The sequence below is a fragment of the Anabaenopsis sp. NIES-4685 genome (assembly GCF_059725405.1).
Genome location: NZ_AP043602.1, coordinates 2,640,644 through 2,654,472, shown reverse-complemented (window position 1 = coordinate 2,654,472; position 13,829 = coordinate 2,640,644). Strand labels below are relative to the sequence as shown.

The following is a 13,829-nucleotide window of genomic DNA, read 5'->3' as shown; positions in this document are numbered from 1 at the left end:
TAAAAATCTTGACTTACTCCCTGAATAGAGATACCTATGGCAAAGCGCATTATCTATAACGAAAACGCCCGTCGCGCCCTCGAGCGAGGCATTGACATCTTGGCTGAGGCTGTAGCTGTCACCCTAGGCCCTAAAGGTCGTAACGTAGTCCTCGAAAAGAAATTTGGTGCACCCCAAATCGTTAATGACGGTGTAACCATCGCCAAAGAAATCGAATTAGAAGACCACATTGAAAATACAGGCGTGGCGTTGATTCGTCAAGCTGCTTCTAAAACCAACGACGCGGCTGGGGATGGTACCACCACTGCCACCGTTTTAGCCCACGCCATGGTCAAAGAAGGCTTACGCAACGTTGCAGCTGGTGCTAATGCAATTTCCCTGAAGCGTGGTATTGATAAGGCCGCAGGCTTTTTAGTAGATAAGATTGCTCAACACGCCCGTCCAGTAGAAGATTCTAAATCCATTGCCCAAGTTGCTTCGATTTCAGCTGGTAACGATGAAGAAGTCGGCCAGATGATTGCCCAAGCAATGGACAAAGTAGGCAAGGAAGGCGTAATTTCTCTCGAAGAAGGGAAATCTATGACCACCGAGCTAGAAATTACCGAAGGGATGCGCTTTGACAAGGGCTATATCTCTCCCTACTTTGCCACCGATGCTGAACGCATGGAAACGGTTTTTGATGAGCCTTTCCTGCTGCTCACCGATAAAAAAATCGCTTTGGTACAAGATTTGGTACCAGTTCTCGAGCAAGTAGCTCGTGCTGGTCGTCCTTTAGTGATTATCGCTGAGGATATTGAAAAAGAAGCTTTAGCTACCTTGGTGGTTAACCGTCTGCGTGGTGTGCTGAATGTTGCGGCTGTAAAAGCTCCTGGCTTTGGCGATCGCCGTAAAGCTATGCTCGAAGATATCGCCGTTCTCACTGGTGGTCAATTAATTACCGAAGACGCTGGTTTGAAGCTAGAAAACACCAAGCTAGAAAGCCTGGGTAAAGCTCGCCGTGTGACCATTACCAAAGACAACACCACCATTGTTGCTGAAGGTAATGAAGTTGCTGTTAAGGCTCGTTGTGAACAAATCCGTCGTCAGATGGAAGAAACCGAATCTTCCTACGACAAAGAGAAGTTACAAGAACGTCTTGCTAAACTCTCTGGTGGTGTAGCTGTGGTCAAAGTGGGTGCTGCCACCGAAACCGAAATGAAAGATAAGAAGCTACGCTTGGAAGATGCTATCAACGCTACCAAAGCGGCTGTAGAAGAGGGTATTGTTCCCGGCGGTGGTACAACTCTAGCTCATCTGGCTCCTAGCCTGGAAGAGTGGGCTAACAGCAGCCTCACCGGTGAAGAATTAACAGGTGCTTTGATTGTAGTTCGGGCTTTACCTGCGCCTCTGAAGCGGATTGCTGAAAACGCCGGTCAGAATGGTGCTGTCATTGCTGAACGGGTCAAAGAGAAAGAATTCAACGTTGGTTACAATGCTGCTACCAATGAATTTGTTGATTTGTTAGCCGCTGGTATTGTTGACCCTGCGAAAGTAACTCGTTCTGCTCTGCAAAATGCTGCTTCGATCGCTGGTATGGTGTTGACAACCGAATGTATCATCGTTGACAAGCCAGAACCTAAAGACGCAGCTCCTGCTGGTGGCGCTGGTATGGGTGGCGGTGACTTCGATTACTAATACTCTCTAAGTCACATAAATTAAAAAAGCTCCATTCCCTTGTGGGTGGGGCTTTTTTTGTGATTAATGGTTAAATTTTAGGAAAAAATACAGACTTAGTAATATACTTATCAAGCTTAAATTTTAAGTTTGCCAAGTATGGAAGATTACCAAGCCGCTTTTATGCAGCGTCAACTTGATACCGAAATACTATCTAGAAAGGATTCAGAAAGACGAGTAGCTGCTATGCACTTTGGAGGTGTAACCATTGAATGTTTATTAAAAGCAATGATTTTTGCGACTTTACCAAAAGGCGTAACTCAGGAATGGAAGACAGATTCTACTGATCCTGGTCATACTATTACGAATCCTGGACATAGCTACATAGAAGCATTAAAACGGCTTAACCGACTTAAATCGAGAATTGATAATTTTCCTGAAGTGCGAGAATGGATCAATGAAGTAGAAAATCCAAACAGCAAAAATTTTATAGATATGCGTTATTCTGGCCTTGAGCCTGATGATCAAAGTTATAAACGCTGGTTAAAAGCCTATCTCAGCCTCAAGGGCTGGTTACAGAAGCAAGCTACTCAACTTTAACGAGGTGGTAAAATGCAGGACAATTGGCAGTCTTTACTCAAGCAGCATATTAACAGCCAATATGTGCAGAATCCTCAAAATGAGTGGGTTGATGTAAACATTTCTACATCAGGATTGCTAAATCTGACTATAGTTAGCAATCAGTTTATTAATTTATCTATCCCTCAGCGTAAAGAACAAATATCAAGCTTACTTAAATCTAAGGTTCCTCCTGAGGTTGCTGATTTATCTCCTGGATTTCTTTCCTTATATACGCTTCAAGAAGCGAAGTCACTAAATCTTTCACCGCCACAAGTTTCTAATACAGCTTTAGTTCATACTTGGCAAGATTTAGCTATCCAAGCAGCAAATCCTCAAAATCAATCACCCCCACCCCATCGCGAACTTACTTTACCCAGGACAGTGACATTCTATTCCTTTAAAGGAGGAGTAGGACGCACTACGGCATTAACTCATGTTGCTTGGATTTTAGCAATGCGGGGACATAAAGTTGTAGCTGTAGATTTAGATTTAGAAGCACCGGGTTTAAGTACAGCATTTAACCTCGAACCACAACCAAAATACGGAATTGTTGATTATTTTTATGAGCGTTCCTACTTACCAGAGGGAATAGATCCTAAGATTTCAATTACTCAGATATTTGGTGAAGTGAATATATCTAACGCCACAGGCAGATTATTTATTGTTCCTGCTGGTTATCTTACTCTTGATTATGTTTCTAAAGTTGATGACCTCCGAGCTACTACTTTTATTGATGGAAATCAAAGTCTTTGGGATGTTTTCAAGGGTGAAATTTACGAACATTTAAAACCGGATATTATCTTAATTGATTCCAGAACTGGAATTAATCAATGGGGAGCTTTATCATTAATTCAAGCTGCTGACGAAGCGATTATTTTTCTTTTCCCTAATGAACAAAACAAACAGGGGATAGAATTACTTTTATCATCCCTTCAAAACATCAAGAAATTAGCAATTAAGTTTGTTTTTTCTCCGGTATTGGATAATACTCACAAGGAAGTTTCGTCAAAAATAACCTATATTTTTAAGTCATTGCTGAATAGTATAAATATAGCAATAAATCAAAATCATGAAAAAGATGAAGATGAATCGGATTTAGATAATTATCAAGATACAATAATAGAGAAACCTTTAGTAATTCCCTACTTTACACCAATTGCTATAGCTGATAATTATCCTGTACAAGCTTTTATAAATCACTATAATAAAATTGCCAACTGGATTGATGAAGAAACTGATGAACTTCGACGCATAAATATTTTAAGTAATTCAGAACAACGTTGGAAAATTATTGAAAGCTTGCAATTTCCTGAAGCAAATGCTGCTGATACAAACAATTTGAGTTTACTATTTCAGCGTACCACTGATTTTGAAAAATTTTTAGATGATACTACCTGTTTGATCAGAGGAAGAAAAGGAACAGGTAAAACTGCTTTGTATTCGCTTTTTCTTAAACACGAAAGTGTTGCTCGAAAATTAGCTCACGGACGTTTGGATAATAGTGTATTTTTTTCAGCTCATGGTCGCTTTAAAGAAAGCCGTCCCTCTCGTGATGAATTCCAAAGCATCCATACAAGTTTGAAACATAATGATGGTTCATGGGAAGCTTTTTGGAGGGCTTATTTACTGCTTAGGTGTCATCAAGAATATTTATTTATATTCCCTATAAGTGAAAAGTTTACCGGATTGGAAGAAATTATTAAAAAGTTGCCTAAAAAAGGATGGCACTATGAAACTACCCAAGCATTACTAAAATTATCTACTGATTCTGATCTGCGACTTATCGTCAAAGATGTCATAGATATCATTAATCAAACAGCGACAAATAACTCTCAAAAACTGTGGTTTCTCTATGATGATTTAGATGAAGACATTTTTGAAGCAGGAGAATTAAGACAGCAAGCACTCACTGGCTTATTTCAATTAATCCAGTCTTGTGATGCCAACAGATTAACGGCAATTAGGTTTAAAATTTTCTTGAGAGAAGATATATGGAATCGCTTAATTTTTGACAACAGAAGTCATTTCAACGGACGTGATATTCTTTTACAGTGGACCAGGGTTGATTTTTTACGATTAGCACTCCGCCAAGTAATACAATCTAAAGATTTCAAAAACTTGGTTGATAAGTTCTCTCCTGTTGCTGTGGAAAGTATTGATCAAGCTAGTGAAGAAGTAATTGATAAAGCCTTAGAATTACTTTGGGGAAGTCGTCGCAGAACAGGAGACAAAGCTAAATATGTATCCAGATGGGTTTATGAAAGATTAACAGATTCAAGTGGTACCACTTTTCCTCGAAGTCTCAGTATATTATTAGAAGGAGCAAAAGACCAAGAATTAAGCTATAAAGGAAAATCATCGATTCAACCACCAAGTGACCGTTTACTGCGAAGTAAATCTTTAGAAATTGGTTTGAAGAAAGCATCGGAAAAACGCTGTCATGAAGTAAAAGAAGAATATCCTGATTTGGCTAAATTTTTTGACTCTCTCAAACAGAAATCAGCCTTTTTAACCCAAGAAGAATTACATACTATATGGCAAGAATCAGCGCATGATATAGCAGAATTTGAAGAGTTCACTTCTTTTTTAAGTGAAATTGGTATTATTGAATGGCGAGAAAAAAAGAAAACCTATAAAGTTGCTGATATATATGTGTATGGTTTTCAAATGATTCGTCAAGGCGCAGTATAACAAAAAAATTTGTATTTCTATCCAGTTTGGTTCGACAATTTTTAAGGGAGTATATTATAAAACAGTCTGTAATTTAAGAATTTTTAGAGGCGTTACCTAGAACCTCTCTAAATATTTCATAATCTTTATATCTTGAATGATAAAGTTAAAATGAGACAGACTTTATCAATTTATAAATGATTGTTAAAAATCCAACAGATAAAGGTTGGCATGGCAAACTTAATCTAGTATATGCCGATCGCCTGAATAATACCGAGTTAATTCACAGTCACCAGCAAGCACCCCTGAAGGTACAACGGCCTTTTTATCCAGAGGGGGCAAAAATTTGTCATAGTGTGATATTACACACTGCGGGGGGTGTCGTAGGGGGCGATCGCCTATCCTATAACCTCCACCTCCAACCCCAAGCAAAAGCATTAATTACCACAGCAGCAGCCAGTAAAATATACAGAAGTAACGGACTACAAGCCAGGCAAAATATAAACATCCAAATTGATGCAGGTGCTTGTTTAGAATGGCTCCCCCAAGAAACAATAATATTTAACGGAGCAATTTATCGCCAAGATTTACGGGTAGAATTAGCACCGGGAGCCAGTTGGTTAGGTTGGGAAATTACCCGATTTGGTCGGACAGCCAGAGGTGAAAAATTTTTCCAAGGAGAATGGCGATCGCACACAGAAATTTGGACAGGAGGCCTTCCCCTGTGGATTGATCGCCAATGGTTACCCGGTAGCGAAGAGGTTTTTCACAGTCCTCATGGTTTAGCGGGACAACCAATAGTAGGTAGTCTGGTTTGGGTAGGAAACCCTATTTCTGGGGAAACCTTGGCAAAAATGCGGAATTTATGGGTGGGTACTGGGGATATCGGTATGACACAGTTACAAAATGGATTTTTGTGTCGATATCGTGGTACTTCCACATCAGAAGTGAGAAACTGGTTTACAGCTATTTGGCAATTACTACGAGTATCCGTTTTAAATCGTAGTAGCTGCGTACCCAGAGTATGGCAGGTTTGAACAAAGCATAGAGGATAAGAGAATGCAACTGACACCCCAGGAAAAAGATAAACTGCTGATTTTCACCGCCGCCTTATTAGCAGAGAGACGTAAAAATAGGGGTTTAAAATTAAACTATCCAGAAGCAGTCGCCTATATTTCCGCTGCTATTTTAGAAGGAGCAAGAGATGGGCAAACTGTAGCAGAACTAATGACTTATGGGACAACCGTATTAACAAAAGATGATGTTATGCCAGGTATACCCGAAATGGTACAAGAAGTCCAGATAGAAGCAACCTTTCCCGATGGTACTAAGTTAGTAACTGTACATAATCCCATTAGATAATTATTAGGTAAAAGTAAAACCATGATTCCAGGGGAAATTATTACACCAGATGGCGACATAGAATTAAATGCAGGTCGTCCTACCATTAAACTACAAGTTGCAAATACAGGCGATCGACCGATTCAAGTAGGTTCCCATTTTCACTTTTATGAAGTGAATTCAGCCTTAGATTTTCACCGGGAACAAGCGCGGGGAATGCGACTTGATATTCCCGCAGGAACAGCAATAAGATTTGAACCGGGAGACCAAAAACAAGTTACCCTAATACCCTTAGTGGGGAGTCGTCAAGTTTACGGGTTTAATAGCAAAGTTAATGGAAGTCTTTAAACGCAAAGGGGCGCAAAGGTAGACGCAAAGGGACGCAAAGGTATGGATCAGAATGATTTGAGTCGAATAATTATTGGTTGTGCAATGCGGGTGCATACTGTCCTAGGTCTAGGTTTATTAGAGTCGGCCTATGAGGAATGTTTGGATTATGAATTGAGGAAACAGGGATTAAATGTGAGTAAGCAAGTTCCACTACACCTGATGTATGAAAGTGTCAAATTGGATTGTGTCTATAGATTAGATTTAATGGTAGAAAATAAGGTAATTATTGAAGTCAAAACCGTAGAATCATTTAAACCAATTCACGCAGTACAACTTTTAACTTACCTAAAACTGGCTAACTGTAAACTTGGTCTCCTCATCAACTTTAATGTCACCCTCCTCAAAGAAGGAATCAAACGTGTAGTTCACCAACTCTAACTTTGCGTACCTTTGCGCTTTCCTTTGCGTACCTTTGCGTTTAAATATAATTAGGAGCAATTTACTATGCCTTATAGAATTTCTCGTCAAGCCTACGCCGAAACCTATGGCCCTACAGTAGGCGATCGCATTAGACTAGCTGACACAGAATTATTTATTGAAGTAGAACAAGATTTTACCACCTATGGCGATGAAGTGAAATTTGGTGGCGGTAAAGTTATTAGAGACGGAATGGGACAATCCCCCATTTCTAACGCCGATGGCGCGGTAGATTTAGTGATTACAAACGCCTTAATTCTCGACTGGTGGGGTGTGGTCAAGGCAGATATTGGCATTAAAGACGGTAAAATTTTCAAAATCGGTAAGGCCGGAAATCCTTATATTCAAGACAATATAGATATTATTATTGGCCCGGGTACGGAAGCTTTAGCTGGGGAGGGAATGATCATCACTGCTGGGGGTATTGATAGTCATATTCATTTTATTTGTCCTCAGCAAATTGAGGTGGCGATCGCTTCTGGGATTACTACTATGTTGGGTGGTGGTACTGGACCTGCTACAGGAACAAACGCTACCACCTGCACCCCTGGACCTTGGAATATGCACCGGATGTTACAAGCTGCTGATGCGTTCCCCATGAATTTAGGCTTTTTGGGTAAAGGTAACACCAGTCAACCCCAAGGAATAGTAGAACAAATTTTAGCAGGTGCGATGGGGTTAAAACTCCATGAAGACTGGGGAACTACCCCAGCCACTATTGATACTTGTTTGGGTGTAGCTGATGAATATGATGTGCAAGTAGCAATTCACACAGACACTCTCAACGAAGCCGGATTTGTAGAAGATACCATCGCCGCTTTTAAACATCGTGCTATCCATACTTACCATACTGAAGGTGCAGGGGGTGGACACGCTCCAGATATTATTAAGGTTTGCGGACAAGCCAATGTTTTACCATCTTCTACCAACCCCACACGCCCTTACACTGTCAACACCCTAGAGGAACATCTAGATATGTTGATGGTATGTCATCACCTGGACCCTAGCATTCCTGAAGATGTGGCTTTTGCTGAGTCCCGTATCCGTCGAGAAACCATCGCCGCTGAGGATATTTTACATGACTTAGGCGCGTTTAGTATGATTGCCTCCGATTCTCAAGCTATGGGTAGGGTAGGAGAAGTAATAATTCGTACCTGGCAAACCGCCCATAAAATGAAGGTACAACGGGGAAGCCTTGCAGGGGATGGACTGGCGGATAATAATCGCGCCAAGAGATATATTGCAAAATATACGATTAATCCCGCAATTACTCATGGTATTTCCCAGTATGTCGGTTCTGTCGAACCAGGGAAACTAGCAGACTTGTGCTTGTGGCGACCGGCGTTTTTTGGTGTGAAACCAGAAATTGTCATTAAAGGTGGGATGATTGCGTGGTCACAGATGGGTGATGCTAATGCTAGTATTCCCACACCCCAACCAGTACATATGCGCCCTATGTTTGCTAGTTTTGCGGGTGCGCGTCACGCTACATCTTTAACTTTTGTTTCCCAAGCTGCAGTACAAAGGGAAATTAACAGCCAATTGGGTTTACAAAAGTCCATAGTTGCTGTTTCGGGGACACGTCAAATCAGTAAAGGAGATATGAGGCTAAATGATGCGCTCCCACGCATTGAAGTTGACCCAGAAACCTATGAGGTGAGAGCTGATGGTGAATTGTTGACTTGTGAACCCGCCAAGGTTTTACCCATGGCGCAAAGATATTTTCTGTTTTAGATCATTTAACTACTGGAGAATAAATTTAAATGCCTGGACAAATAGTTACAAATATGTTATATGACAATTTACTCAATATTCCTGAGATGCTCTATAATCAACGGGAATTTTTTCAAACTGGTAAAACAAAAGATATTACTTTTCGCCTGGAACAACTGAAAATTCTTAAACAAGCAGTACTTGACAATGAACAAGCAATAATTCAAGCACTAAAAGCAGACTTACATAAACCGGAATTTGAAACTTATGCTATAGAAATTGGTGTAGTCACTGAAATAGATTACGCTATCAAACACCTCAAGAGTTGGACTAAACCGAAACAAGCACCAGTTCCCTGGAAGTTTTTCACCTACTCGGCTAAAATATATCCAGAACCTCTAGGGGTTGTTTTAATTATCGGTCCTTGGAACTATCCTTTACAGCTAATTATTTCTCCTTTAGTAGGTGCGATCGCAGCGGGTAATTGTGCTATTATCAAGCCTTCAGAAATTGCGCCCCATACTTCTAATTTATTAGCTGAAATCATTGGTAAGTATTTTCCGTCAGAGTATATCGCCGTAGTAGAAGGAGGTATAGAAACCAGTGAAAAACTCCTAGCAGAAAAGTTTGATCATATCTTTTTCACTGGTGGGACAAAAGTTGGCAAAATTATCATGGCCGCCGCAGCTAAACATCTGACACCAGTTACTTTAGAATTAGGCGGTAAAAGTCCCTGTATTGTAGATACTGATATTAATCTTGAACATACGGTTAAACGCATAACTTGGGGAAAATTTATCAATGCAGGACAAACTTGTATCGCACCTGATTATCTGTTAGTTCATCAAAAAATAAAACAAGATTTAGTAGATGGCCTGAAAAAATGCCTCAAAGAATTTTATGGAGATAATCCGGCAAATAGTCCAGATTATGCCAGGATAATCAGTAAAAAGCAATTTGACAGATTGGTTAATCTGATTGAAGATGGGCAAATTATCATAGGGGGAGAAACCAAAGCTGAGGAACTTTATATCGCTCCTACGTTACTTGATCATGTTTCTTTAGCAGATCCAGTGATGGAAGAAGAAATATTTGGCCCTATCCTGCCTATAATTGAATATACAGATATTACAGAAGCGATCGCCTTAATTAACTCCCGTCCCAAACCCTTAGCTTTATATATATTTACTCAGAATCAGACCCTGCAAAAACAAGTTTTACAGGCAACCTCATCGGGTGGAGTGTGTATAAACGACACAGTAATGCAAGTAGGTGTGTCATCTTTACCATTTGGTGGTGTAGGTGACAGTGGGATTGGTAGCTATCATGGAAAAGCAAGTTTTGACACCTTTTCTCATGACAAAAGTGTGTTAAAAAATTCTTTTTGGTTGGATTTAGACTGGCGATACGCTCCCTACCAAGGCAAATTATCTGCCTTAAAACGAATTCTGGGCTAGAACTTCTATTGAAGACCACCAGTAATGGGTAACGGGGTTTCCCAATTACTCATTACCGTAACCTATAAATCTAAAGCCTAGCTTGTCCAGAAAATTATGATTCTGCTTCGTCTTCTTCAGCGGTGGGATAGACAAAGGTAGAACGTCCAGACAAAATTGACTTACCCAGAGAAAGAGCCTTTTGGGCTTCGACAGCAGCTTTATGTCTCCAGGTGGCTCGACGCTTATCTCGTTTTGATTTGGATGTTTTCTTCTTAGGGACAGCCATAGTAGCGGATCTCGCAATTTTTGACAACCTCCCTATTCTAAGCTATAAACTCGACTTTTATAGGGGCGGTTTCAAATGGCAAAATTCCGATTTGCGCGATCGATTTGGGAATATTTACAAATCAATTGCCGTTTACAGTCAAATAATTCAGGGAAATATCCGGATCTTTTTGCCAATTTGGCCAATAAATAAATGTAAACAGGATGATCAATGATCTTGGTTGAGCAATATTCTTGACTGTAGCCTGATCGACCTCAGTGATCACTGGTAATATGATATTTAATAAATATGATAATTTAATCATGATACTATAAAAAATGCTTATATTTCAGTTACTGGATCAGATTCTGCAAACAGTATAAAACATAGGTTAGCTTTGTTTTTTCAGCAAAGCCGAGCGCAATTTTAGGCAATACAAGAATCAATAACCTACAAAGAGCGGGATGGCAAATTACTGGGCGATCACAATTGGCATCAATCAATATCAGTTCTTTCAACCCTTACGTTGCGCTCAAGCAGATGCCGAGGTGTTAAATAGTTTTTTGGTTGAAGAGGGAGGGTTACTACAGCAGCGCTGTTTATTGATGACAGAGTCCTCGCCTCCCATTGGGGATATATCCACCTATCCCACTAAGCAGAATATTCTGCTGTTGTTGGAGGATTTGACCGCGGGTTGTTGGCAACCACAAGATCATCTGTGGTTATTCTTTAGCGGTTATGGGGTGAGTTACAAGGGCAAAGATTACTTAATGCCAGTGGAAGGAAATCCGGAATTGGTGGAAGAAACTGGCATAGAATTGCGATCGCTGATGCAAAGTCTGCAATTGGCTGAAGTTAATACAGTGCTGCTGCTGGACATCAATCGTGCTTTTGGCACCAAGCAAATAGCCCCGTGGGAGCAGAAACCATAGAACTGGCTAAAGAACTACAAATTGCGGCCATTCTTTCTTGTCAATGTGATGAATTCTCCCATGAAAGTAGCGAACTGGGTCATGGGTTCTTCACAGCCGCATTATTAGAAGCTTTGCGTTCTGGTAATGCCACTCACTTAGCCGATCTAGACAGCTATTTAAGTGTTCTTACCCCAGAATTATGTCAACACTATTGGCGACCTGTCCAAACCCCGGTAACGATATTTCCATCTCACCCAGAAGCGATATTACCGCAGTTTGAGATGCAAAGCCACAAGGAACCAGTTAAAGCCGAACCAGTTATTTTTCCGGAGGAAAGCTTTGCCGTGTCCGTCACAGCGCCTGCTCTGGGTGCAACAACCCCCCCCAATTTACCCAAGACGCAAAACGTGACTATGTGGGGAGAATATCTAGGTGTGGAAACTACCCTGGGTAGTCAATCACCCTCTGTGAATTTGCCGAACTTTATACCAGATATTGGCAAATTATCGGAATCACAAGTCCCAGGCTCACAGCAGGGGCAGTATCTCAACCAAGAGAACACCCCAACTACTACAGGGGAGAGCTTCATTCCTCATGTACCTCAAGCCGATGACTCGCCATTACCCGATAATCAGACAGATCCCCCGCTATGGAAACAGTTTTTATTTTGGGGAGGCGGTACTATGCTGGTAGTCGCTTTGATTTCTATAGTTATTCTCCGCAATCAAGTAAGATATTTGCAAGTCAAACAAACTACAGAAATATCACCTTCATCACCTCCCACCGGAACAGTTGAACAAAATCATTCTTCTGCCTCTCAAACACCACCATTAACTCCGAGACAACAAACCCCATCTAATGCCCAAGTCTCCTCTAATTCTGAGTCTAAAAAGCGCAGTCAAGCAGTTTCAGAATTATCAAGAATGTCTCTGAGCGCAACCCAAGCCAGTGATCTGAGCAAAGCGATCGCCAATGCTAAGGCAATTCAACCAGGTGACCCACTCTACAAACAAGCTCAGGAGAATATTCAAGTTTGGAGTCGCATGATCCTAGAGTTAGCAGAGGGTCGTGCCGAAAAAAAAGAATATACAAGTGCCATTGCTGCAGCCCAATTAATTACTCTTGACCAAGACCTTTATTCTCAAGCACAACTGGCAATTACCCAATGGCAGTTAGAAGCTAAACAATATTTAAGTAATAATATTGTTATAGATGCAGCTGAGGCGTTAATTAGACCGGGACAAGCATCATCATATAATCGTGCCATTGAAGTCGCTAAAAGAGTACCACCAGGTCAACCAGGATTTGATCGCGCCCAAAAATCCATCAATGAATGGAGTACACAAATTTTGGCACTGGCGAAGACTCGAGCAGAGCAAGGTAATATCGAAGCAGCAATTGAAACCGCTACTTTAGTCCCAGAGATGACAGGAACTTACGAAGATGCTCAAGAAGCCATCCAAAAATGGCGGACTACCCAGAAGAATTAAAAAGAGTTAGGAATTAAGGATTAACCCCCAACTCTTAACTTTTCACTGAAGAACAAAGCATTGAGTATTAGCAGTATTGCGACACATCCTCGCCACATTCGTCAGCAAGGTAGCACAGAGCGCGGAAACGTAAACCCACGAGTTCCTCGTATAAAGGATTGAGTTTACACATGGGCGGAATGTGAAACAGGGTTTTACCAAATAATTTGATATCGCGCTCAAAGGGACATTGAGCCGGAATCAGTTTACACAACAGATGAGATCGTTGGCGATTATTAACTGGAATGCTATCTACCCAATGGCGCAGGGGTTGGAGGAGATCACGGTTAGACTGGGAAGTTGAATCTTGTAACTGACTTATAGGAGCTTTGTTAGTATCGCCTTGATTAAAAGATACCCAGCTTGTTAACAAAAACTTCTTTGTGGTATTATCAAATACCTTCATGGTTAATCCTCTATATTAATGAGGTTATTCACCTTACTGATGAATATATACAACGTAGCAATGATTTTTGCCGGAGGAATTATTCTCTGACTAAGTCACAATCGGGCGTTACACTAGCCACTTAGGCCATAATCCAACTTATGACTACGTCAAGTTAATCGTAATTGTCGCTATATCGGTAGTGTGATCATGCAATCTTATTCATAACTTGACATACTTTAAATTTTAATAAAGCCATCTGTCATTAGACAGGGTTTAGTGTAACTTTTATAAAACTTAACATAAAAAAGGCTGGGAATATCTTTGGTAAACCAAAATAGTACTTTTGTCCGATCTGCTCCATAGAATGACTTACGTGATAACTATGAACGGAAGTCCACAGGCTAACACGGTCAATCTGACCGCTTCTTGTTTTAAATTCATCGCCGCGTTTAAATGTCTCAGGACTTACGCAAAACAGAACGAAAGTAG

The 13,829-nt window shown here is 40.7% G+C and carries 11 protein-coding genes and 1 pseudogene; 10 read left to right on the top strand and 2 right to left on the bottom strand.

The annotated features are described in order from the left end of the window. Positions 1–36: 36 nt before the first annotated feature. The 9 genes from groL (at position 37) to AC6IZ0_RS11335 (ending at position 10,262) form a co-directional block, all read left to right on the top strand. Positions 37–1,674: a chaperonin GroEL gene (gene groL / locus AC6IZ0_RS11375; RefSeq protein WP_497722987.1), complete on the top strand. Its 1,638-nt coding sequence runs from the start codon at positions 37–39 to the stop codon at positions 1,672–1,674. A 138-nt stretch (positions 1,675–1,812) separates the two neighbouring features. After that, positions 1,813–2,253, top strand: a complete 441-nt coding sequence (locus AC6IZ0_RS11370) for a hypothetical protein (protein WP_497722986.1) — start codon at positions 1,813–1,815, stop codon at positions 2,251–2,253. 12 nt (positions 2,254–2,265) lie between these two features. Then, on the top strand, positions 2,266–4,965 hold the full coding sequence (locus AC6IZ0_RS11365; protein ID WP_497722984.1) for a ParA family protein: 2,700 nt from the start codon (positions 2,266–2,268) through the stop codon (positions 4,963–4,965). A gap of 176 nt (positions 4,966–5,141) precedes the next feature. After that, on the top strand, positions 5,142–5,981 hold the full coding sequence (locus AC6IZ0_RS11360; RefSeq protein WP_497722983.1) for an urease accessory protein UreD: 840 nt from the start codon (positions 5,142–5,144) through the stop codon (positions 5,979–5,981). Positions 5,982–6,003: 22 nt separating this feature from the next. After that, a complete protein-coding gene (ureA, locus tag AC6IZ0_RS11355) occupies positions 6,004–6,306 on the top strand; it encodes an urease subunit gamma (protein WP_271732285.1) in 303 nt (100 codons plus the stop codon). A 21-nt stretch (positions 6,307–6,327) separates the two neighbouring features. After that, positions 6,328–6,633 (top strand): urease subunit beta, encoded by a 306-nt coding sequence (locus AC6IZ0_RS11350; protein WP_497722981.1) that lies wholly within the window; start codon positions 6,328–6,330, stop codon positions 6,631–6,633. Between the two features lie 42 nt (positions 6,634–6,675). Then, positions 6,676–7,053 (top strand): GxxExxY protein, encoded by a 378-nt coding sequence (locus AC6IZ0_RS11345; protein WP_497722979.1) that lies wholly within the window; start codon positions 6,676–6,678, stop codon positions 7,051–7,053. Positions 7,054–7,119: 66 nt separating this feature from the next. Continuing rightward, on the top strand, positions 7,120–8,826 hold the full coding sequence (gene ureC / locus AC6IZ0_RS11340) for an urease subunit alpha (protein WP_497722978.1): 1,707 nt from the start codon (positions 7,120–7,122) through the stop codon (positions 8,824–8,826). Between the two features lie 53 nt (positions 8,827–8,879). After that, positions 8,880–10,262, top strand: a complete 1,383-nt coding sequence (locus AC6IZ0_RS11335) for an aldehyde dehydrogenase family protein (RefSeq protein WP_497726044.1) — start codon at positions 8,880–8,882, stop codon at positions 10,260–10,262. A 94-nt stretch (positions 10,263–10,356) separates the two neighbouring features. On the opposite strand, the gene rpmF is transcribed toward AC6IZ0_RS11335, so the two are convergent. Next, positions 10,357–10,530, bottom strand: a complete 174-nt coding sequence (gene rpmF / locus AC6IZ0_RS11330; RefSeq protein ID WP_271732290.1) for a 50S ribosomal protein L32 — start codon at positions 10,528–10,530, stop codon at positions 10,357–10,359. A gap of 443 nt (positions 10,531–10,973) precedes the next feature. On the opposite strand from rpmF, the pseudogene AC6IZ0_RS11325 reads away from it, so the two are divergent. Continuing rightward, positions 10,974–12,913, top strand: a pseudogene (locus AC6IZ0_RS11325) (caspase family protein). 67 nt (positions 12,914–12,980) lie between these two features. Here AC6IZ0_RS11325 and AC6IZ0_RS11320 read toward each other — a convergent pair. After that, a complete protein-coding gene (locus tag AC6IZ0_RS11320; RefSeq protein ID WP_271732293.1) occupies positions 12,981–13,358 on the bottom strand; it encodes a Mo-dependent nitrogenase C-terminal domain-containing protein in 378 nt (125 codons plus the stop codon). Positions 13,359–13,829 lie beyond the last annotated feature (471 nt).